Source organism: Streptomyces sp. NPDC032198 (assembly GCF_040636975.1).
Lineage (GTDB): Bacteria > Actinomycetota > Actinomycetes > Streptomycetales > Streptomycetaceae > Streptomyces.
Genome location: NZ_JBEZVL010000012.1, coordinates 1 through 23,354, shown reverse-complemented (window position 1 = coordinate 23,354; position 23,354 = coordinate 1). Strand labels below are relative to the sequence as shown.

Annotated in this window: 12 protein-coding genes; 8 read left to right on the top strand and 4 right to left on the bottom strand. The window is 71.9% G+C overall.

Features of this window, described 5'->3' with window-relative positions:
• Positions 1–4 precede the first annotated feature (4 nt).
• A complete protein-coding gene (locus tag AB0E78_RS29315; protein ID WP_361838532.1) occupies positions 5–1,021 on the top strand; it encodes a TIGR03842 family LLM class F420-dependent oxidoreductase in 1,017 nt (338 codons plus the stop codon).
• Between the two features lie 39 nt (positions 1,022–1,060).
• Here AB0E78_RS29315 and AB0E78_RS29310 read toward each other — a convergent pair whose 3' ends face one another.
• Positions 1,061–1,534: a carboxymuconolactone decarboxylase family protein gene (locus AB0E78_RS29310; RefSeq protein WP_361838530.1), complete on the bottom strand. Its 474-nt coding sequence runs from the start codon at positions 1,532–1,534 to the stop codon at positions 1,061–1,063.
• Positions 1,535–1,786: 252 nt separating this feature from the next.
• On the opposite strand from AB0E78_RS29310, the gene sigJ reads away from it, so the two are divergent.
• Both sigJ and AB0E78_RS29300 read left to right on the top strand, forming a co-directional pair.
• The gene (gene sigJ, locus AB0E78_RS29305) at positions 1,787–2,719 is read left to right on the top strand and encodes an RNA polymerase sigma factor SigJ (RefSeq protein ID WP_361838527.1); all 933 of its coding nucleotides are present in this window, start codon (positions 1,787–1,789) and stop codon (positions 2,717–2,719) included.
• A gap of 415 nt (positions 2,720–3,134) precedes the next feature.
• Positions 3,135–4,190, top strand: a complete 1,056-nt coding sequence (locus AB0E78_RS29300; protein WP_361838524.1) for a helix-turn-helix domain-containing protein — start codon at positions 3,135–3,137, stop codon at positions 4,188–4,190.
• A 3-nt stretch (positions 4,191–4,193) separates the two neighbouring features.
• Here the strand turns inward: AB0E78_RS29300 and AB0E78_RS29295 are convergent, their stop codons facing one another.
• Complete coding sequence (locus tag AB0E78_RS29295) at positions 4,194–5,624, bottom strand: SPFH domain-containing protein (protein ID WP_361838521.1); 1,431 nt, start codon at positions 5,622–5,624, stop codon at positions 4,194–4,196.
• Between the two features lie 87 nt (positions 5,625–5,711).
• Positions 5,712–6,227 carry a hypothetical protein gene (locus AB0E78_RS29290; RefSeq protein ID WP_361838518.1) on the bottom strand — a complete coding sequence of 172 codons (516 nt, stop codon included), beginning with the start codon at positions 6,225–6,227 and terminating at the stop codon, positions 5,712–5,714.
• A gap of 651 nt (positions 6,228–6,878) precedes the next feature.
• Here AB0E78_RS29290 and AB0E78_RS29285 point away from each other — a divergent pair.
• Positions 6,879–9,590, top strand: coding sequence for an AAA family ATPase (locus AB0E78_RS29285; RefSeq protein ID WP_361838515.1), 2,712 nt, complete (start codon positions 6,879–6,881; stop codon positions 9,588–9,590).
• A gap of 162 nt (positions 9,591–9,752) precedes the next feature.
• On the opposite strand, the gene AB0E78_RS29280 is transcribed toward AB0E78_RS29285, so the two are convergent.
• Entirely contained in the window at positions 9,753–10,190 is a 438-nt protein-coding gene (locus AB0E78_RS29280; RefSeq protein ID WP_361838513.1) for an ester cyclase, read from the bottom strand.
• Between the two features lie 248 nt (positions 10,191–10,438).
• Here AB0E78_RS29280 and AB0E78_RS29275 point away from each other — a divergent pair, with 248 nt between their 5' ends.
• From AB0E78_RS29275 to AB0E78_RS29260, 4 genes are all read left to right on the top strand, one after another.
• Positions 10,439–11,578: an acyl-CoA dehydrogenase family protein gene (locus AB0E78_RS29275; protein ID WP_361838511.1), complete on the top strand. Its 1,140-nt coding sequence runs from the start codon at positions 10,439–10,441 to the stop codon at positions 11,576–11,578.
• A gap of 71 nt (positions 11,579–11,649) precedes the next feature.
• A complete protein-coding gene (locus tag AB0E78_RS29270) occupies positions 11,650–13,092 on the top strand; it encodes an amino acid adenylation domain-containing protein (protein WP_361839158.1) in 1,443 nt (480 codons plus the stop codon).
• A gap of 106 nt (positions 13,093–13,198) precedes the next feature.
• Positions 13,199–13,462: an acyl carrier protein gene (locus tag AB0E78_RS29265; protein WP_361838508.1), complete on the top strand. Its 264-nt coding sequence runs from the start codon at positions 13,199–13,201 to the stop codon at positions 13,460–13,462.
• 143 nt (positions 13,463–13,605) lie between these two features.
• Positions 13,606–23,354 (top strand): type I polyketide synthase (locus AB0E78_RS29260; protein ID WP_361838506.1); only part of this gene is annotated, 9,749 nt, incomplete at its 3' end.

Genomic DNA, 23,354 nt, shown 5'->3' with positions numbered 1-23,354 from the left:
GACCATGGACTTCGGACTCGTCCTGCAGACCGATCCGCCGGCCGCGCAGGTCATCAGCCTGATGAAGCGCGCCGAGCGGAACGGCTTCAGTTACGGCTGGACCTTCGACTCGGCCGTGCTGTGGCAGGAACCCTTCGTCATCTACAGCCAGATCCTGGCCCACACGGAACGGCTGATCGTCGGCCCGATGGTCACCAATCCGGGCACGCGCACCTGGGAGGTGACGGCCTCCACGTTCGCCACGCTCAACGACATGTACGGCAACCGCACCGTCTGCGGCATCGGGCGCGGCGACAGCGCGATGCGGGTGGCGGGCCGCACCCCGAACACCCTCGCCCGGATCAGCGAGGCGATGAAGGTCATCCGCGCGCTGGCATCGGGCGGGGAAGCGGACCTGGGCGGCACCACGATCCGCTTCCCCTGGATCAAGCCGGACGCGCAACTTCCCGTCTGGATGGCCGCGTACGGCCCCAAGGCGCTGAAGATGGCGGGTGAGGAGGCCGACGGGTTCATCCTCCAGCTGGCCGACCCGTATCTGACGGAGACGATGGTGAAGGCGGTCCGCGACGCCGCCGCGGCGGCGGGCCGCGACCCGTCCTCGGTCACGATCTGCGTCGCGGCTCCCGCGTACCTGACGCAGGACGACTCACCGGCTTCCTTGGCCCACGCCCGGGAACAGTGCCGCTGGTTCGGCGGGATGGTCGGCAATCACGTCGCCGACCTGGTGGCCAAGTACGGCGAGCACTCGGACCTCGTCCCCGAGGCCCTCACCGAGTACATCAAGGCCCGCGAGGGCTACGACTACTCCCACCACGGGCGCGCCGACAACCCCGACACGACCTTCGTCCCGGACGACATCGTGGACCGCTTCTGCGTCATCGGCACGCCGAGCCGGCACATCGCGAAACTGGCGGAGTTGAAGCGCCTGGGAGTCGACCAGTTCGCGCTGTACGCGATGCACGACGCCCGTGAGGACGTCATCGACGGGTACGGAACCACCGTCATCCCCGCGCTGTCGTGAGTGGCCGGCGGCGGGCTCGGGCGGTGCGCGGCCCCGCGGCTATCCGAACTGGCCGACCTTGTACTGGCCCGCAGGACGCTGGGTGAGGACGTTCAGGCGGTTGAAGGCGTTGATGATGGCGATGATCGACACCAGGGCGGCGAGCTGGTCCTCGTCGTAGTGCTCGGCGGCGTTCGCCCATACGTCGTCCGGGATGCCACCGGCCGCGTCCGCGATGCGGGTGCCTTCCTCCGCCAGCTCCAGGGCGGCGCGCTCGGCGTCGGTGAACACCGTGGCCTCGCGCCAGGAGGAGACCAGGTGGAGGCGTACCTGGGTCTCCCCGGCGTGCGCGGCCTCCTTGGTGTGGATGTCGACGCAGAAACCGCACCCGTTGATCTGGCTGGCGCGGAGCGCGACCAGCTCGTGTGTCGAGGGCGGCAGCGTCGAGTCCGCGAGCGCCCTGCCCGCGGCGGTGATGTGCTTGACGGCACCGGCCGAGACCGGATTGGCGAGGAAGTCGAGACGGGTTTGCATGGTGCTCTCCTCATCGTGAAGGGGCTGGCGGAGGGACGAACCTGCCCTTCGCGGGGGCGAGTTCGTCTCGGTACCACCGACGACGCAGCCTCTGGAAAGGTGAGGCGGGTGGTGAGGCCAGGCGCCGACGTCACAATCCGAGGGGCTGTCTCGTCGTAGGGGGAGGGGCCGACGCGACAAGGCGTAGGCGGCCAGACGTAGGCGGCCAGGCGTAGTCGGCCGCGCGGACGCGGCGGAGGGAGCGGCGACTTCATGGGGACCCAGTGCGAGCCCGGAGAGGCACGGCTCGATCCGGGCCTGAGCGTGATCATGGGCGAGCGGCGTCAGCTGATCAATCTCGCGTACCGGCTCCTCGGCTCCCTGGCCGACGCCGAGGACGCCGTGCAGGAGGCCTGCGTCCGCTGGTACGCCATGTCGCCGCGGCAGCGGGAGGCCATCGAATCACCCGGTGGCTGGCTGGCGAAAGTCGCCGGTCGCATCTGCCTCGACCAGCTCCGCTCGGCACGGGCCCGGCGTGAGAGGTACGTGGGCGCATGGATCCCGGAGCCGCTGCCCGACCGTACGGAGTGGTGGGAGGGGCGGCCCGGTGGCGCCGCCGCCGACCCGGCCGACCGGGTCACGCTCGACGAGTCGGTCGGCATGGCCTTCCTCGTCGTCCTCGAATCGATGACCCCGGCCGAGCGTGTCGCCTTCATCCTGCACGACGTCTTTCGCTACTCCTTCGCCGAAGTCGCCGAGATCGTCGGCCGGAGTCCGGCGGCGTGCCGTCAGCTGGCTTCCTCGGCCCGGCGCCGGATGCGCGCCTCGCCCGCTCCCGCGATGTCCGCGGCCCGGAGCGCGGACGTCGTCAGGGACTTCAAGCAGGCGTGGGAAGCCAAGGACATCGCCGCGCTCATCGGCCTCCTCGACCCCGGTGCCACCGCGCTCGCCGACGGAGGGGGCCTGGTCGACGCCGCGATCCACCCCGTCGTCGGAGGCGAGCAGATCGCGCGCTACCTGATCGCCGTCGCAGGCAAGGTGCCCCGCCAGACGATCCTGGAGCGCACGGTGAACGGCCGGCCCGGCCTGGTGGTCCAGCACGCCGGCGTCACCACGTCGGTGATCGCGTTCGAGGTCGTGGGCGACCGGATCACGCGCTGCTGGGCGGTCCGGAACCCCGAGAAGCTCTGGGCCTGGACGGCATGACGCAGCGGGATGTGGCCCTTTTGTGATCTTTGTCGTACGGTAAACTGACGAACTGAGCCAAGGCGCTCCATTGAGCTGACAGTTGCTCAATTCTCAAGCGGCGACGTTGATCGCCGACGGTCCGAGGGGTGGGGGCAGGAGATGGGTCGCAGTACGCGCGCCGCCCGGCTCCCCGTGTCCGGTGTCTTCCGTGACCGCGCCGAGGTGCGCGCTCCCAGGGTCGTGCGCATCGACAACTCCGGCCGCGACAGCGTGCCTGATACCGACGGCCCAATGCCGAGCAGCCCGCGCCTCTGACGCCTTCGGGGTCCCGACCCCGTTCCGCGTGCGCCCAGTTGCCGTCACCCACCTCCACCTGCCGACGGCGCCAGCGCCGCGCCGCCGCGTCTGCCGTCGACCCGACCAGGGAGAGCAGATGACCACCCAGGAGATTCCCGAGCGACTCCTCGACGGCTACGCCGACATTCTCACCGGGGCCGCCGCGACCGGCCGCCGCCTGACCCGTGAGGAGCTGACGTCACGCCGGGCGCTCGGCGCGCAGGCCGCCAACGCCGGATACGCATGGCGCGTCCTCATTCGCGAACACCTCAACGCCACCCGCGTCCACCGTCCCGCGACCGGCGACCCTGACCATCTGCTCGCGACCGCGGAACAGGCCATCGACGCCTTCGCCGAGGGCTACGAACACGCTCAGCGTCTCGTCGTACGCCAAGAGGAAGCCGCGCGCCGGGAGTTGATCGACGACCTGCTGTACGGGAGAGGCGACTTGGGGCGCCTCGCGGCACGCGCCGAGCGCTTCGGCCTGCGGCTGTCCCACGCGCACGCGGTGGCCGTGGCAGAGGGGCCGACCGCGTACGACGAGACCGATCCCGTGTCACGTGACGTGGAGAGCGACCTCGTCGGCCGCTTCGGCGACCGCCACATCCTGCTCACCACCAAGGACGGCCGCCTCGTGTGCATCGCCCCCGCCCATCAAGAGGAGGTCCTCACCCACTTCGCCAAGCGGGCCCACGCGGCCACCGACGGCGGCCGCATCGCCATCGGCCGCCCCCAGCCCGGAGCGGCAGGCATCGCCCACAGCTACGAGGAAGCCGTCAGCACCCTGGACCTCGCCACGCGCATGGGCTTCGACGAGCCCGTGCTGCGCGCCGCCGACCTCCTGGTCTTCCCCGTCCTCGCCCGCGACCGCCAGGCCTTGGTGGACCTGGTGCTCAACACGCTCGGCCCGCTGGAGGAGGCGCGGGGCGGAGCCGGGCCCCTGCTGGAGACCCTGCTCGCCTACTTCGACTCGGGGTGCGTGGCAGCCCAGGCGGCGCGGGAGTTGTCGCTGAGCGTACGAGCCCTCACGTACCGCCTGGAGCGCGTCCGCACCCTCACCGGCTCCGACCCCGCCGACCCGCTGGACCGCTACACCCTCCAGACGGCGGTCATCGGCGCGCGGCTGCTCGGCTGGCCCGCCACCTCGCTGTGAGAATCAGTCGGTGACGTCGATCTTGCCGTTGAGCTTGGCGGGAGCGGCGCCCGCGGGCACGGGGGACGTGCCGCCGGTGATGCCCTTGAGGAGTTCGGCGAGGTCGACTCCCGTGGTGGAGCTGAGGAGTTCGACGCCCTGGGCGACGTTGTCGGCGACCGTGCGCGACAGCTGGCTCGCGCCGTCCGTGGAGATCACGGTCATCTTGTCGATCGCGCTGAGCGGCTCGGACGCCTTGGCCACCACGCTGGGCAGCACCTCGACGAGCATCTGGAGCACCGCCGCGTCGCCGTACCGGTCGAACGCGTCGGCCTTTTTGCGCATCGCCTCCGCCTCCGCGGCCCCCTTGGCGCCGATCGCCGCGGCGTCGGCCTCGCCCTCCAGGCGTACGGCGTCGGCGAGCGCGGCACGCCGGGCCTTCTCGCCCTCACCGGTCAGACGGGCCCGGTCGGCGTCGGCCTGGGCCTGCTTGACCAGGGAGACGCGGCGGGCCTCGGCCTCCTGCTCGGCCTGGTAGCGGGCGGCGTCGGCGGGCTTGCGGACCTTGGTGTCCAGCTCGCGGTCGGTCAGGGCGGCCTGCCGCTGGGCGACCTTCTCCTGCTCGGTGAGGACCTCCTGCTGGCGGGCCGCGTCGGCGAGCGGTCCCGCGGCTCCCGCGCGGGCGGACGCCTCGTCGGTCTCGGCCTTGATCTCGGCCTGCTTGAGGGCGAACGTCCGCTGGGCGATCGCGATCTCCTCCTCGGCCTTCAGCCGTGCCTGCTCGGCGGCGCGGCGGGCCACGGCCTCGGCGATGTCCGCCTCCTGCTTGGCGCGGGCCGCTTCGGGACGGCCGAGGTCCTCCAGGTAGGAGCCCTCGGTGGTGATGTCCTGGATCTGGAAGGCGTCGAGCACCAGGCCCTGCCCGGACAGGCTCGCCTCGGCCTCCTCGGCGACCTGCCCGGCGAAGGCGGCGCGGTCACGGATGATGTCCTCCACCGACATCCGGCCCACGATGGAGCGCAGCGCGCCGGAGAGCACCTCCTGGGTGAAGCCGACGATGCCGCCCTGCTGGGCGAGGAAGCGCTGGGCCGCGGCGCGTATGGAGTCCTCGGTGCCGCCGACCTTGACGATCGCGACGCCCTCCAGGTTGGCCTTCACCCCGCGCAGCGTGACCGCACCGCGCACCGCGACGGGAATGTGCCGCGAGGACAGGTCGAGCGTGAACTTCTGCTGGACGAACGGCACGACGAACACACCGCCGCCCACCACGACCTTCTGGCCGCTGTTGTCGGTGGAGATCAGGCCGGTGTCGGGGTCCGTGGACTTCTTGCCGCGCCGCCCGGTCACGATGAAGGCCTCGCTGGGCCCGGCGACCTTGTAGCGGGTCACGACGACGAGCGCGAGCAGCACGAGGAGTACGACGACTCCGATGGCGGCGGTCAGGACTGGACTCATGGTGAATTCCCCCCTGCCTCCCGGGGGCGGCAGATCGGTGATGTTGTACGTGGACGCGGGTGGTGCGGTGGGGTCGTAGGGCGGTGCTCAGCGCCGCACGGGGCGGACCGCGACCGAGGTCGGCGAGAGTGCCGCCTCCACCCAGATCTCGGTGCCGCGGGTGACGGCCTCGGCGCTCTTGGCGGCGAACTTGACCGGCTGACCGCCCAGTTGGAGCAGTACCTCGCCGTAGCCGTCGACCGGGATCGCGGTGACCACGGCCCCCGCGGTGCCCACGATATCGTCGCCCCGTGGCGTGGCCGCGGTCTGATCCCGCATCAGGGCGCGGCTGAACGTCCATGTCAGCCGGCCCGCACCCACGCCGACTGCCGCTCCGACGGCGGTGGCGGCGCCCGCGCCGAGGCCGGTCGTGCCGAGCGCGATCGCGCCGCCGAAGCCGAGCATGGACACGAAACCGGCGACGACGGGAAGGGACAGCAGCCCGTCGAAGAGCCCGTCGAGGACGCCCACACCGTCGAAGAGGCCTTCGAGGACCCCGTCGAGGACGAGGGAGAGGACCAGCAGCACGATCCCCGCGACACCAAGACCCAGAAAGACAGTCACCGGAGCACCTCCCCAACTTGACGGATGTCTCGGTGAGGTGGGGATCTTCGCATGCGGGGCAGATGGGGCACATTGCCGTGATCCGGCAATCATCGGCGGTCTTTCATGCCGGTCTGCGCGTCGCATGGCCCACGACGCCCCGGCGCCCGTTTCCGCGTCATCCTCGCTTTGCCCGGGAGTGAGAATGCCGACAGCTTGTCGGCCGCGCTCGCCCAACAGGCCCTGGGGATACCAAGGTTGGCCCGCAAGTCGCTGACCTGGGGTCAGAGTCCATCATGCCGCCAACTCGCATTGCCGTCGGGCTTGACGAGGCGCCGGTGCGCCACTCGGAGGACGTGTGTGCGGGCCATGTACACGATAGTGTCAATGGCTGGATGCAGTGAGTCACAAATCGGGGGAGAGCATGTCACGGATGTCCGAGATTCATTCGATCTGGCCGAGACTTCTCACTTGCCCGCTATCGAGGGTCGCCCGGCAATGACTTTTCCATTTATTGACGCGCTGTGAACTCTATTGCTGTGCAGTATTGCAGTGCAGTTTCCCTGATGGCGCCTCGCAGGGCACAGACCTGCTCTAGCTTGGCGCGGGCCCATCGGCGTGCCCCAGAAACCGCAGGGATCGTTGTGCTGCTTACGGGGGGATGGTTTAGGGATGCTGCTTGTCCATCGTGATGGCGAACTCGGTTACCTGAAAGCGGCGCTGGCGGAGTGCTCCGGCATTCGGTCACGGACGATCGTCGTGGAGGGTGGCGTCGGCTGCGGCAAGAGTGCTCTGCTGGCCGCCTTCGCCGAGTACGCGGAGGAAGCGGGCGCCACCGTGCTCGGCGCGCGCGGCATGGGCGCGAACCCGGAGAAGTACATGACCGTGCTCCATCAGCTGAACGCTCAACTGCCTTCCGGGGAACAGCCCGAGGAGGCGGCGGCCGATCCGGTACGGCACTTGTCCGACGCCCTGCGTGTCCTGTCGCGGAAGGGGCCGATCGTGATCTGCGTGGACGACGCCCAGGACACCGATCACGCCTCGCTGTTCCAGCTCTTCCAAGCGGTCGGCCGCGAACCGCGAACCCTGATGGTCTTCGCGGAGAGCCTCCATCTCCCGCACCGCGACCCGGTGATCAAGACGGAACTGCTGCGGCAGTCCGACTCGTTGCGGATCCGCCTCGGCCCGCTGGACAAGAAGGGCGTCGCCGAGATGGTCGACGGCCGGATCGGCGGGCCGCACGCAGGCACGGTCGTCGATCAGCTGCACCGCATCAGCGCCGGCAACCCGCTGCTCCTGCGCGCGTTGATCGAGGAGTGCTGCCGCTGGGACGACGCGGTCACCGAACCACAGCCCCTGGAAGGCGGGATGTACGGACAGGCGGTGCTCACCTGCCTGTACCGCAGCGGCGAAGTGGCCTTGCAGTTGGGGCACCTCCTCGCGGTTCTCGAGGAGGTCGCCACCCCCGCCCTGCTCGCGCGGGTCAGTGACCGTCCCTCGGCTCAGCTCGACCACCACATCCAGGCGCTGCGCGGCGCCGGCATCATTGACGGCCTGCGCTACCGGCACCCGGCCGCCCGCGCCACGGTGCTGGCCGACATGACTCCCGCGGCCCGCGAGGCAATGCACCGCACGGCGGCCTCCGTACTGTACGAGGCGGGCCTGCCGTCCCCGGTGGTCGCGACGCAGCTGCTGCTCGGGCGCTGCGGCGCCGAGCCCTGGCAGCAAGTCATCCTGCGGCACGCGGCGGAGGAGGCACTCACCGAGGACGACGCGTGCCGCGCCATCGACCTGCTCGAACTCGCCCTGGAGAACTGCCCGGACGACGAACGGCGGATCGAGATCCTGCTGCGGCTCGGCCTGATCACCTGGCGCATCGACCCGGCCGCCGTGGAGTCCGGATACCTGCCGGAACTCATCGCCTCGATGCGGGCCGGGCGCCTTTCCCCCGCCGCCGTCAGCGTCCTCGTACGGCTCCTGATCGCCCACGGCCGCATCGAGGAGGCCTTGGAGGCGCTGCACCAGCAGGGCGTGGACCAGCACAGCGCGCCGGAGACCGAGAGCGAGATCGCCCCGGACGTCGCCTGGATGTGGGTGCGCTACAGCTTCCACGCGCTGGAGTTCCCCGACGAGGGCCCTGCCACGGTGCCCGGTGCGGTACCCGACGGCGCGGACCCGCGCATTCCGGGGATGCCGCGGCTGAAGAGTTCCGCGGAGACGCTGCTGACGCACGACCCGGCGCAGTGGGTGTCGGCCGCGGAGAACTTCCTCAAGGTCACCCCGCTCACCGACTCCGCCGTGGGCTCGCTGTGCAGCGCTATAAAGGCGCTCCTGTTCGCGGACCGGCTGGACTCGGCATGGCACTGGTGCGAACAGCTCGTCAAGGAGTCACGGCGACGGCGCTGCCCGGGATGGGAGGCCGTGTTCGCCGTGATACAGGGGATGGTGGCGGTACGTCAGGGCCGCCTGGCCGACGCCCTTTCCTGCATCGAGCTGGCCCAGAGCGTGTTGCCGGAGCGCACCTGGAGCGTCCTGGTCTGCGGCGCGCGCGCCGTCCTCGGCGTCATCTACACCGAGATGGGAGCGTACGAGGAGGCCACCCGGCTGTTCGACCTGCCGGTGCCCGTGGACTGGGAGAAGAGCATCTTCTGGCTCGGCTACCTCCGAGCTCGCGGTTGCCTGCACCTGGCCACCGACCGGCCGCACGCCGCGCTCTCCGACTTCCTGCGCATCGGCAAGATCGCCCGCCGGCTCGGCCTCGACCACCCGCTCATCGTGTCGTGGGGCTACGACGCGGCCGAAGCCTGGATCCGCCTGGACGAGCCGGAACAGGCGTCCGAGCTGCTGGCCCAGCAGGAGGTGAAGAAGCTGCCGAGCAACGGCCGCAGCCGGGGCATCGCCCTGCGGCTGAGGGCTGCCCTCGCCCCGGTCGCGGATCGTCCCCTGCTGCTCGGCCAGGCCGTGGAGTTGCTGCACGACACGGGCGACTTGCTGGAGCTGGCCAAGACCTTCGCCGACCTCGCCGACGCGCACGAGAGCACTGGCAGCCCCAACCGCGCCGACGCCGCCCGCCGTCGCGCCTGGCACCTGGCCCGGGAGTGCGGGGCCGGGCCACTGTGCTGGCGGCTGGACCGGGACGGACGCATCGGTGCCCTGTCCACCCGGGAACGCGCCGTGCTCAAGGACGAGGAGCCGACCGCGCTGGCACCGGGCAAGGTGACCCAGGCGGAACGCCGGGTCGCCGAACTCGCCGCCCGCGGACGCAGCAACCGCGAGATCTCGCAACGGCTCAGCATCACCATCAGCACCGTCGAGCAGCACCTCACCCGCGTCTATCAGAAGCTGCAGATCTCCAGGCGGGACCAGATACCGGTCGACCTGTAGCGGGCCGTACGCCGGACGACGCGTCCTGGGCGCGGTGACCGAGGCGGTCCGGCTGTACGCGCTTGTCCCCCTGAACCGCTCCGGTGGAGCGGTTCAGGGGGACCGATGCGGAGGGCCGGTGGTGTCCGCCGGGCTGTCGCGCCGAGACGAACCCCGGCGGACTCAGAGGCTGAGCTTGATGCCGAGGTGGGCGAGCATGGTGGCGTTGTCGCTGATCGTCCAGTGCTCGACGATCTTCCCGTCAATGACCCGGCTCATGTTGAGCATCGTCATCTCGAATACCTTGCCGCTCGCGGGCGCCCCCATGAATTCCACCGAGTGGGTGCCGCGCGCCACGCATCGGGTGGCCACCGTGTCGCCGGTCTCCACTATCTGCTGGACCTCGGCCTGCATGTCCGGGAAGAACGCCTGGGTGAACTGCCACACCCCGAGCCAGCCCTCGCGGTCGCGCGGCGTGCCCGGCGGGTGTTCGGCGTCGGCGGAGGTGCCGGGGAGATGGGCGATGATGTCCGGCGCGATGATCTCGCGCAGCGCCTCCAGGTCATTCGAGTTGAACGCGTCGTAAAGACAGCGAACTGTTTCCGAGGGCGTTTTAGACATGGTGCTCCGTCCCGAACGATGGGTGTACCAAAGGCTTGCAGGAGATGGACTCTAGGAGCTGCGCGACGGACGCCACAACCCCAGAATGGGTGCCCCTTGCCGGTGCGAGCGCCGGGCCCTCAGGGGGAGTTGTCTAGGGGTCTAGGGGGGTGGACCTAGGGGCTGACGGGCCCCCGGCAGCCGACCTAATCTGGCCATCCTACAAAGCGTTTTCTCGTCCGCAGTGAATACGAAGGGTGCCGGGCCCCGTGGATTTCGATCTCACCGAAAAGCAGCGGAAACGCTTCGATGACATTCTGGGTGAAGTCCGTACCCGGCTCGGATCCTCGAACACACCGGACGGGCAGCATTTCACCCGCGCTCAGTGGAAGACCGCCGCGGACATCGGACTCACCGGTCTGTGCCTGCCCACCGAATATGGTGGCGGCGGCCTCGGTGCCCTGGACACCGCGCTGTGTCTGGAGGCGTTCGGACAGGGGTGCCCCGAGACCGGACTCGTCTTCGGCGTCTCCGCTCATCTGCTCGCCTGCGCGGTGCCGGTCCGCGACCACGCCCAGACCGAGGTCCGCGGCGAACTGCTCACCGGCATGGCACGCGGCGACCTGATCGCGGCGAACGCGATGACCGAGGACGAGGCCGGATCCGACGTCGGCACCCTGGCAACGACCGCCCGGCGCACCGGCGACAACTACCTCCTGCACGGCGACAAGTCGTTCGCCAGCAACGCGCCGCTCGCCGACCTGTTCGTCACCTACGCGGTCACCGCACCGAAGGCCGGTTTCCTCGGCGTGTCCGCCTTCGCGGTGCCCGCCGAGCTGCCCGGCGCCGAAGCGGGGCCGCTCTTCGACAAGATGGGGCTGGCGGGCTGCCCGGCCGGCCGGGTGTCGTTCCGTGACTGCCAGGTGCCGGCCGAGTACCGGCTCGGCGCCGAGGGCCAGGGTGGCGCCATCTTCCAGCAATCCATGGGCTGGGAGCGCGCCTGCCTGTTCGGCGGCTACCTCGGCATGATGAATCGCCAGCTCGCGGAGTGCGTCGAACGTGCCGACAGCCGCAGGCAGTTCGGGCGCCGCATAGCCGAGTTCCAGGCCGTGTCGCACCGTATCGTCGGCATGAAGCAGCGCCTGGAGAGCGCACGGCTGCTGCTCTACCGCGCCTGCTGGCTGATGGATCAGGAGCGCGAACACACCTCCGCGGTCGCCCTGTCCAAGTTGGCCGTCTCGGAGGCCGCGGTGGCCAACAGCCTGGACGCGATCCAGATCTTCGGCGGCGAGGGCTATCTGCGGCACGCCGGCATCGAGCGCCAGCTGCGCGACTCCGTACCGACCACGCTCTTCTCCGGCACCTCGGAGATCCAGAAGGAGCTCATAGCCAGGGAGCTGGGACTGTGAGCAGCCGTCCGACCGAATCCCCGACCACCGCCGGCGCCCTGCACCGGCCGGTCATCGACGCCGCCCGCACCATGCCCGGCCGACTGGCCGTGGCCGGCCCCGGCGCCGAGCTGACCTACGCCGAACTCGACCGAGCCGCAGATGCGTTGGCGCACCGGCTGCGCGACCTCGGCGTCCGCCCGGGTGACCGGGTCGTGCTGTACGGCGCCAAGTCGGCCGCGGTCGTGGTCGGCATGCAGGCGGTGCTGCGGCTCGGCGCCGCCTACGTGCCGGCCGACGGTTCGCTGCCGGTGGCCCGGGTGTCGACCATGGCCCGGGACTGCGCCGCAGCGGTGGTACTCGTCGACGGCGCACGCCTGGCCGCGACGGTGGCCGAACTCGACGGCGTGATCCCGTGCGCGGACCTCGCGCAGGAGCCCGGCCCGGCGATCGCCCCCGTCGACGCCGCCGTGTGCCCGGACGACCTCGCGTACATCCTCTACACCTCCGGCTCGACCGGCACCCCCAAGGGCGTCTGCGTCAGTCACCGCAACGCCCGCGCCTTTGTGGACTGGGTGGTCGACGAGCTCAAGCCCACCGCCGACGACCGCTTCTCCAGCCATGCGCCCTTCGGCTTCGACCTCTCGGTGCTCGACCTGTACGCGGCCTTCTCCGCCGGAGCGAGCGTTCACCTGATCCCGCACGAACTCGCCTACGCCCCCGCCCAGTTGGCTGACTTCGTATACGAGCAGGGGATCACCGTCTGGTACTCCGTGCCGTCCGCCCTGACGCTGATGATGCGCGACGGAGGACTCCTCGACCGGCCCGCGCCACCGGCGCTGCGCACCGTTCTGTTCGCCGGTGAACCCTTCCCGATCGCGCAGGTCAAGGCGCTCGCCGCGCAGGTCCCGGGACGTCGGCTGCTCAACCTGTACGGCCCGACCGAGACCAATGTGTGCACCGCCCACGAGGTCACCCACACCGACCTGGAAAGCGAAAGACCGCTGCCGATCGGGCGGGCCGTCAGCGGCGACCGGGTCTGGGCCGAGGCGCCCGACGGCGGTCGTGCGGCACCGGGCGAGCAGGGCGAACTGCTCGTCGACGGACCCACCGTCATGCTCGGCTACTGGGGCCGCGAGCCGCACGGTGACGGCCCCTACCGCACCGGCGACCTGGTGCGCGAACTGCCCGACGGTTCCTACGCCTACGTCGGCCGGCGCGACCACATGGTGAAGGTGCGCGGACACCGGATCGAACTCGGCGAGATCGAGGCCGTGCTCGCGCTGCACGCGGACGTCGCCGAGGCCGCGGTGGTGGTATCCGGCACCGGCATGGACACCCGGCTGACCGCGTTCGTCCTGCCCGCGCAGGGCCGTGAGCCCGGCGTGCTCGGCCTCAAGGCCCACGCCTCCCGCCAACTGCCCCGCTACATGCTCGCCGACGATGTCCGCATCGTCGCCGAACTGCCCCGTACCGCCAACGGCAAGACCGACCGCAGGCGGCTGGCCGCCGGCCTCGAGGAGTGCGGCTCCTGACCGTGTCCGACCGCCATCCCGCCCGCCACGTCCGGTGGCGGGCGGGGCCATGACGTGCGCTCACCACCTGTTGCCCCACCATCTCCCACCCGAAAGGTGACCCCTGATGAACGAGTCCGAGATCCGTGAGTCCATCACCGCCTACATCCGCGAGCGCTTCCTCGACGGAGACACCAAGGGCGAGCTCGAGGAGACAAGCCCCCTGCTCGAGTGGGGCGTCCTCAACTCGATGAACACCGCCCTGCTGATCGGCCACATACGTACGACGGTTGGCATCAAGATCCCCGCTATGCAGGTCAACTCGGAGAACTTCCGCGATGTGCGGAGCATCACCACCCTGGTGACCCGTCAGAGCGCCGCCGCGGCCTGACCCCTCCCGCTCTGGTAGCCCCGCGACGGGGCTACCAGAGGTACCACCTGCTCCGCACACCCCACAGAACGTTTCCGGCGCATTCCGTTCCCGCGGCCCCATCGGGGGGTCCCGAGCCCGAGGTGAAAGGCGAATTCGCGACCATGGCCGCCAGCACGGATGAGACCGTCAGCCCCGTCGAGCCCATTGCTGTCGTCGGTGTGGGCTGTCGCCTGCCCGGCGGCGTCCGCGACCTCGGCTCCCTCGGCCGGGTGCTCGGCTCGGGCCAGGACGTTCTGCGCGAGGTACCGGAGGATCGCTGGGGACGGGCCCTGTACGACCCCGAGCGCGGTCGGCCCGGCACCGTCGTCAACCACGTCGGCGGCTTCCTCGACGAAGTCGACAGGTTCGACGCCGCGTACTTCGGCATCGCCCCGCGCGAGGCCGACGCCGTCGACCCGCAGCAGCGGTTGCTGCTCGAGGTGGCGACCGAGGCGATGGCCGACGCCGGCCGCCCGCGGGACCAGTGGCGGGGCACCCGCACCGGTGTGTACGTCGGCCTGCTCGCCGGCGACTACCACCTGCTGCACGCCAAGGACGTCGACCTGAGTGAGCTCGGCCCGCACTACGTCACCGGCATGGAGTTCAGCTTCGCGGCCGGGCGCCTGGCGTACACCTACGATCTGCGCGGTCCCGCGATCGCCCTCAACTCGGCCTGCTCCTCGTCCCTCTACGCGGTCCACCAGGCCTGCCAGAGCCTGCGCACCCGCGACATCGACGCCGCGGTGGCCGGCGGGGTCAGCCTGATGCTGAGCCCTGAGATCAGTGTCTTCATGAGCGGCATCGGCGCGATCTCGCCCAGCGGACGGTGCCGCCCCTTCGACGCCTCGGCCGACGGCATCGTGCGCGGCGAGGGCTGTGGCGTGGTGGTGCTCAAGCGGCTGGCCGACGCGCTGGCAGACGGTGACCGCATCCACGCCGTCATCCGCGGTTCGGCGGCAGGCAGCGACGGCGCCACGATGGGGATGACCGCGCCCAACGCCGAGTCGCAGGCGGCCGTGGCCCGGCAGGCGCTGGACTCCGCGGGTCTGACGTCCGACGCGGTGGACTACGTCGAGGCGCACGGCACCGGCACCCCGCTCGGCGACATGATCGAGCTGGGCTCGCTGTCCGAGGTCTACGGAGCGGCGCGTCAGGACCGGGCACCGCTGCTCGTCGGCTCGCACAAGGCCGTGTTCGGGCACACCGACTCGGCGGCCGGCGTGGTGGGCCTGCTCAAGGTGATCTGGATCGTCAAGAACGGCCTGGTGCCCGCTCAGCCGAACGTCGACGAGCCCACCCCCGCCGTCGACTGGCAGGGTGACGGCATCGCCCTGCCCGCCGCGGGCGGCACCGAGCTCATCGCCGCCGACCGCTCGCTGCGCGCCGGTGTCAACGCCTTCGGGCTCAGCGGCACCAACGTCCACCTGATCGCCGAGGCGCCGCCCGTGCCCGGGGCCGACGAGCCGGCCGCCGATGCCGATGCCGATGCCGATGCCGACGGCTCCGGCGACGAGCGCCCCCACATCCTGTTGGTCTCCGCCGGCGCGCCCGCCACGCTGGCCGAGCAGGTCGAGGCGATGCGCGCCAAGGTGGCCGATGAGAGCGTCCCCCTGGACGAACTGGTTGCCGCCGCCGCCACCCGGCGTACCCACGAACGCCACCGCTACACGGCCGTCGCCACCGGGCGGGCGCGACTCGCCGCCGTGCTCGCCGACTCCGCCGACCCCGAGGACCTGCCCGACGGCGCCTTCACCGGACGTGTCGGCGACGACGGGGAGCCCGCGCCGGTCCTGGTCTTCTCCGGACAGGGCTGCCAGTGGCCCGGCATGGCGGCCGACCTGTACGACGCGGACCCGGCGATCCGGGACACCCTCGACGAGATCGACGCCCTGGTGCGCCGGGACGCCGACTGGTCCCTCGTCGAGGAGTTGCGCCGCACCACGGACAGCCGCCTGGACCGTACCGACCTCGCCCAGCCCGCCGTCTTCGCCGTCCAGGTGGCACTGGTGCGGTGGCTGACCGCCCGCGGGGTGCGGCCCGCGGCGCTGGTCGGCCACAGCGTGGGCGAGCTCACCGCCGCGCACGCCGCGGGAGCCCTCGAACTCCCGGACGCGGTACGCCTCATAGTGCGCCGCGGGCAGCTCCTCGAGGAGACCGCGGGCCTGGGGCGGATGCTCGCCGTGCAGGGTGACGCGACCACCGTGGGCGGCCTCCTCGCCGCCGCCGGTCTGCCGGTCACCATCGCCGCCGTCAACGGCCCCGCCTCCGTGGTGGTCGCCGGCCTCGACGACGCGGTGACCGCCGCCGAACCCCTCCTGGAACAGGCCGGGCTGCGCTGCCGCCGGACCCGCGTCGACTACGCCTTCCACAGCCCGCTGGTCGCCGAGTGCGGCCCGCGCCTGGCCACCGAGTTCGCGGACCTCGCCCCGGCCCGGCCCGGACTGCGCCTGCTGTCCAGCGTCGACCCCGACGAGGACGCGGGCCTGCTCGACGCCGCCTACTGGGGGCGCAACATCACCGAGCCGGTGCGACTGTGGCCCGCCGTCGACCGGCTGTTGGCCGAAGAAGGCGCCCCGCTCCTCCTCGAAGTCGGCCCGCACCCCGTGCTCCGTCGCCCGCTGGCCGACGCCGTCGCGCACCGGGACAGCGCTGCCGAAGTGCTGAGCACCCTGCGCCGCGAGATGCCCGGCCCGCTGGCCCTGCACCGTACGCTCGCCCAACTGCACGTCGCTGGAGTGCCGTTGGAGTGGGCCGAGATCACCGGGCGGCCCCGCCGCTTCGTCGACCTGCCGGTGCCGTCCTGGAGCGGCGAGAGGCACTGGCTGCCCGGCCTGCGGCGCGGAGACCGGACGACACGGATCCCGGCCGACGCCCCGGCGGCGCCGACCACCGCCCATGCCCCGGTGCAGTCGGTCGCCACCACGGCTGCGGAGCGGGCCACGGCCCAGGGCCGGCCCGCGGGCACGGCCACGGCGGGGCCGGTCAAGCCGGCGTCGTGGGTGGTGCAGCGGATCGACGCGGCCGTGCGCGAGGTCATCGGCATCGGGCCCGATCGGCCGCTGCCGCGTCGCCGCGGCCTGTTCGAGCAAGGGCTCGACTCGCTCACCGCGGTGCAGCTGCGCGGACTCCTGGAGACCGCGTTCGGACTGTCCCTGCCGGCCACCCTCGTCTTGGAACACCCCACCATCGCCGCCCTGGCCGCGCACCTGACCGAACTCGGCGCCGGCCATGAGTCCCGGAACCCGCAGGCCCGGCAGGAAGCCCCGGACGCGCGGCACGAGGGTTCGGCACCCGGGCCCAAGGGCGCCGTGGCCGTCGTCGGCATGGCCTGCCGCTTGCCGGGGGCGTCGACGCCGGACGAGTTCTGGGCACTGCTCAAGGACGGACGCAATGTCACCGGCGAACCCCCGGCCGGGCGTCGTGAGGACCCGATCTGGGCGGAGGCCGGGCCCGGCGTGCCGACCCGGGGCGGCTACCTGGACGACGTCGCCGAATTCGACGCCGGATTCTTCCGCATCTCGCCGCGCGAGGCCCTCTCGCTCGACCCGCAGCAGCGGCTCGCGCTCGAGGTCGGCTGGGAGGCGCTGGAGGACGCGGGCTGCACCACTCCCGCGCTGCTCGAGCGCCAGGCAGGCGTGTACGTCGGACTCAACACCGCCGACTACCACGAGCTGCTCACCCGGGACATGGACAACATCGACCTGTACTACGGCACCGGAAACGTCTTCGCGGCCTCCGCCGGCCGGCTCTCGTACTTCCTGGGGTTGCGAGGCCCGTCGCTCGCGGTGGACACCGCCTGTTCCGCGTCGCTGACCGCCGTTCACCTCGCCGTCCAGGGGCTGCAGTCCGGCGACTGCGAGATCGCGCTGGTCGGTGGCGTCAATGTGATCTCCACGCCGACCGTGTCGGTGGCCATGCAGGAGGCGCTGGCCCCCGACGGCCGCTGCAAGACGTTCGACGAGGACGCCGACGGGTACGGTCGCGGCGAGGGCGCCGTGATGTTCGTCCTCAAGTCGCAGGAGGCCGCGGAACGCGACGGCGACCACATTCACGCGCTGCTTCCCGGCACCGCGATCAACCAGGACGGGGCGAGCGGCGGCTTCACCGTGCCGAGCGGCCTCGCTCAGACGGCGCTGATCCGGCAGGCCCTGGCGCGCGCGGACTGGGCCCCGGCGGACGTCGACCACGTCGAGGCGCACGGCACCGGCACCCCGCTGGGCGACCCCATCGAGGTGCGTGCCCTGGCCGAGGCACTCGGCGAGGGGCGAGACGCGGACAACCCGGTGCTGATCAGTTCGTCCAAGGCGAACATCGGCCACCTGGAGGCCGCCGCGGGCATCACCGGCCTGCTCAAGACCGTCCTCGCGGTGCAGCACGGCGAACTGCCGCCGCACCTGCTCAACCGCCCCTCCAGTCGCATCGACTGGGACGCGCTGCCCGTCGAGGTGGTCACCCGGCTGCGGGCCTGGCCGGAGCGGGACCGGCCGCGCCGGGCCGGCGTCTCCTCGTTCGGCTTCAGCGGCAGCAACGCCCATGTCCTGGTCGAGCAGGCGCCCGCCGCCCCCGTACCCGCACTGCCCGCGGCGGACCGCGTGCCCGCGCTGCTGCCGTGGGTGGTCACCGGGCGGGGCGCCGCCGGACTGGCGGGCCAGGCCGGCCGACTGGCCGCATTCGTCGCCGACCGGCCGGGTCTTGAGCCCGCCGACGCGGTGCACTCGCTGGTCACCACCCGTACCGCCCTGGAGCACCGGGCCGTGGTGCTGGCCGCGCCCACCGACCGAGACGGCGTCCTCGCGGGCCTGACCGCGCTGGCCGGCCCGGACGGCGGCCGGGCATCGGCGGCCGTGGTGCGCGGCCGGGTACGCGAGGGCGGCACCGCCTTCCTGTTCAGCGGCCAGGGCAGCCAGCGGCCCGGCATGGGCAGGACGTTGTACGAGAAGTTCCCGGTGTTCGCCGACGCACTCGACGAGGTGGCCGCGGAACTGGACCGATGGCTCGAACGTCCCCTGTACGAGGTGCTGTTCGCACCCGAAGGCTCGGACACGGCGACGCTGATCGACCGTACCCAGTACACCCAGACGAGCCTGTTCGCGGTGGAGACCGCGCTGGCACGGCTCGCCGGGTCCTGGGGCATCCGGCCCGACCACTTGATGGGTCACTCCATCGGCGAGATCACCGCCGCCCATGTCGCGGGTGTGTTCACTCTGCCGGACGCGGCCCGGCTGGTCGCCGCCCGTGGACGGCTGATGGGGGCGCTGCCCGAGGGCGGGGCCATGGTGGCCGTCGCCGCGCCGGAGGCCGAGGTGGCCGCGGCGCTGGCAGCCTCGGCATCACCCGATCGGATCGGCGTCGCCGCCGTCAACGGACCCGATTCCGTGGTCGTCTCCGGTGACGAGGACGCCGTGCTCGCCCTCGCCGAGACCTTCGCGCAGCAGGGGCGGCGTACCAAGCGGTTGCGGGTGAGCCATGCCTTCCACTCGCCGCGCATGGCGGCGATGCTCGCGGACTTCCGCCGCATCGCCGAGGAGATCACGTACCACGAGCCCCGACTGGACGTGATCTCCAACGTCACCGGCGAACTCGCCGAGCCCGCCACACTGTGCTCGCCGGACTACTGGGTGGAGCACGTGCACCGGGCCGTGCGGTTCGCCGACGGTGTGCGCACCCTCGCCCGCGAGGGTGCCACCCGCTTCCTGGAGGTCGGCCCCTCCGGCGTGCTGTCCGCGCTCGTCGAGGAGTGCCTGGGCGCGGACTCCGAGGCCGTTGCCGTCCCGCTGCTGCGGGGGGACCTGCCCGAGGACAAGGCGCTGTTGCGCGGAGTGGCCACCGCGTTCGTCCACGGCGCCGAACTCGACTGGACCGCGGTCGTACCGGCCGGGCGACGCGTCAAGCTGCCGTCGTACGCCTTCCAGCGCAATCGCTACTGGCTGGAGTCCGGCGCCACCCGCCCCGCGTCCGCCGGCGCCGGCGATCCGGCCGACGACGCGTTCTGGGCCGCCGTGGACGAGGGTGACCTGAACGCCGTCGCCCGCACGCTGGGGCTGACCCACGACGAGTCGGCCGCCGAGGCCGCCGGTCCGACTGGTGCGCTCGGCGAACTGGTCCCCGCCTTGTCCGCCTGGCGCCGCCGCCGACAGGAGCGGACGGTGCTGGACGACTGGCGCTACCGCGTCACCTGGCGCCCGCTGACCGGCCCGGCCGTGACGGCCCCGGCCACAGGCACCTGGCTGCTGGTGAGTTCGTCCGGGCAGGACGCCACCGGAACCGAGTGGACCGAGTCCCTCGGCTCGGCGCTGGCCGAGCGCGGGGCGCAGGTCGTGCCGGTGACGTACGACGCCGGGCGCACCGACCGGGCCTCGCTCGCCGCCCTGCTGCGCGAACTGCCCGGCGCCGCGGATGCCGTCGGCGTGGTGTCCCTGCTGGCCTTCGACGAGACCCCGCACCCGAACCACCCTGACCTCGCCGCAGGCGTCGCGGGCACCCTCACCCTGGTACAGGCGCTCGGTGACACCGCACTGCGCGCCCGGCTGTGGTGCCTGACCCAGGGGGCCGTCGCCGCGGCGGACGACGAGGGCATCGACCGGCCCGAGCACGCCCAGATCTGGGGCCTGGGCCGGGTGGCGGGCCTGGAGCATCCCGGGTACTGGGGCGGCCTCGCCGACCTGCCCGCCCACCCCGACCCGGCGGCCCTGGACCGGCTGTGCGCCGCGCTCTCCGGCACCGGCGACGAGGACCAGATCGCGATCCGCGGCAGCCGGACCCTCGTGCGGCGCCTGGTGCGCGCCCCCTACGGTGATATCCCCGCCCCGCGCACCTGGCGCCCCCGCGGCACCGTCCTCGTCATCGGCGGCACCGGCGCGCTCGGCGGGCACCTCGCGCACTGGCTCGCCGAACAGGGCGCCGAACACCTGGTGCTGACCAGCCGCCGAGGTCCGGCGGCGCCCGGCGCGGACGCACTGCGCGCCACCCTCGAGGAACGGCACGGGATCCGCGTCACGGTGGCCGCCTGCGACGCGGCGGACCGCGACGCGCTCGCCGCCCTCCTCGACGAACTCCGCGCCGCGGAGACCCCGTTGCGTGCCGTCGTGCACGCGGCTGTCGTCGCCGATGTCGGTCCGATGAACGAGGCCACCCTCCAGGGGTACGCCACCTCCGTACGGGCCAAAGTGGTCTCCGCCCGCAACCTGGACGAACTCCTGGGCGACACCGACCTCGACGCGTTCGTGCTGTTCTCCTCCATCGCCGGCGTCTGGGGCAGCAGCGGCGAGGGCTCGTACGGCGCCGCCAACGCCTACCTGGACGCGCTGGCCGAGCGGCGGCGCGCCGCCGGGCGCACCGCCACCGCCATCGCCTGGGGCATCTGGGACGCGTTCAACGAACGCGACGAGGACACCACCATGCGGGAACTGCTCACCGCACGCTCCCGCCAGCAGGGCCTGCCCCGGCTGGATCCGCGGCTGGCGTTCGAGGCGTTGCGACAGGCCCTGGACCACGACGAGACGAACCTGGTCGTCAGCGCCGTGACCTGGGAACGGTTCGCCGCCCTGTTCACGGTGGCCCGCCCGCGTCCGCTGCTCGACGAGATCCCCGAGGTACGGGCTTTGGCCGTGCCGACCGCGGACACCGAAACCGACGAGGTGTCGGCCCGCACCGAACTGGCACACCGAATAGCCGAGTCCACCCCCGCGGGCCGCGAACGCATACTGCAGGACCTGGTCACCACCGGAGCTGCCGGGGTGCTCGGCCACACCGGTCCCGGCACGAGCGACCTGGACACCCAACTCGCCTTCCGCGACCTGGGCTTCGACTCGCTGACCGCCGTCGAGCTGCGCAACCGCCTGAACGAGGCCACCGGTCTGCGGCTGCCCGCGTCGGTGGTGTTCGACCACCCCACGCCGGCCGCGCTCGCCCGCTTCCTGGGCACCGAACTGACCGGCGGGGACGAGCCGCGGCCCATCGCCCGCGGCACCGACCACGACCGGACCGTACCGGCGCCGGACGAGCCGGTGGCGATCGTCGGTATGGCCTGCCGCCTGCCCGGTGGCATCCACTCGCCGGAGCAGCTGTGGCAGCTCCTGGCCGACGGCGACGACGTACTCTCCGACTTCCCCGACGACCGAGGCTGGGACCTCGACTCGCTCTTCGACGCGGACGCCGACGCGGCCGGCCGCAGCTATGTGCGCCGGGGCGGGTTCCTGGCTGATGCGGGCGACTTCGACGCCGACTTCTTCGGCATCTCGCCGCGCGAGGCGCTGGCGATGGACCCGCAGCAGCGGCTGCTGCTCGAGTCTTCCTGGGAGGCGTTCGAGCGGGCGGGCATCGACCCGGCGTCGGCGCGTGGCGAGGAAGTCGGCGTGTTCATGGGCGCGGGCTCCGCCGGATACGCGACCGGCGAGAACCGCATCCCCGAGGAACTGGAGGGCTTCGCCCTCACCGGCAGCGCGGCCAGCGTGATCTCCGGTCGCATCTCCTACACCTTCGGCCTGGAGGGCCCGGCCGTCACCGTCGACACCGCCTGCTCCTCGTCCCTGGTCGCCCTGCACCTGGCCGCCCAGTCGCTGCGCAGCGGAGAGTGCACGCTCGCCCTGGCCGGCGGCGTCACGGTGATGGCGAGCCCACGGGCGTTCACCGAGTTCAGCCGGCAGCGCGGGCTCGCGCCCGACGGGCGCTGCAAGGCGTTCTCCGACGGCGCGGACGGCACCGGCTGGGGCGAGGGCGTTGGCGTGCTCCTGGTGGAACGCCTGTCGGACGCGCGGCGCAACGGGCACCGGGTCCTCGCGGTGGTGCGGGGTTCGGCCGTCAACCAGGACGGTGCGAGCAACGGGCTCACCGCGCCGAACGGCCCGTCCCAGCAGCGCGTCATCCGCGCCGCGCTCGCCGCGTCCGGGCTGTCCGCCGACGAGGTGGACGCGGTGGAGGCGCACGGTACCGGTACCTCGCTCGGTGACCCGATCGAGGCGCAGGCGCTGCTCGCCACGTACGGACAGGGACGCGAGGCCGACCGCCCCCTGTGGCTCGGCTCGGTCAAGTCGAACGTGTCCCACACAGCGGCTGCCTCCGGAGTCACCAGCGTCATCAAGACGGTGCTCGCACTCGGCGCGGGCGTCCTGCCGCGCACCCTCCACGTGGACGAGCCCTCGGGGCGCATCGACTGGTCCAGCGGCACGGTGTCGCTGCTCACCGAGGCCCGGCCGTGGCCGGAGACGGACCGTCCGCGACGGGCCGGTGTGTCCTCGTTCGGCATGAGCGGCACCAACGCCCACCTGATCCTGGAACAGGCTCCTGACGTCGCCGAACCCCCGGTCGAGCACGCGAGGGACCAGGTCGTGGCATGGGCCCTGTCCGCCCGTACCGCCGAGGCGTTGCCCGCCCAGGCCGAGCGGCTGCATGCCCACCTCGCCGCCCACCCGGAGCTGCGCCCCGCCGACGTCGGCCACGCGCTGGTCCGTACCCGCGGCGCCCTGGAGCACCGGGCCGTGGTGACCGGCGCCGACCGCGCCGAATTGATGTCCGCACTGGCCGAGCTGGCCGGCGGCGTCACCGAACAGGGTGTGGCTCGTGGTGGTGTGCGGACGGCGTTTTTGTTCTCGGGTCAGGGTGCGCAGCGTGTGGGGATGGGGTGTGGTTTGGCTGCTGCGTTTCCGGTGTTTGCCGAGGCGTTGGGTGAGGTGTGTGCGGCGTTGGGGTTGGATGCCGCTGTTTTTGATGATGAGGGGTTGTTGGCGCAGACGCGGTTTACGCAGGGTGCGTTGTTTGCGTTTGAGGTGGCGTTGTTTCGGTTGGTGGAGAGTTGGGGTGTCCGGGCGGATTTCTTGTTGGGGCATTCGGTGGGGGAGATTGCTGCGGCGCATGTTGCCGGGGTGTTTTCGTT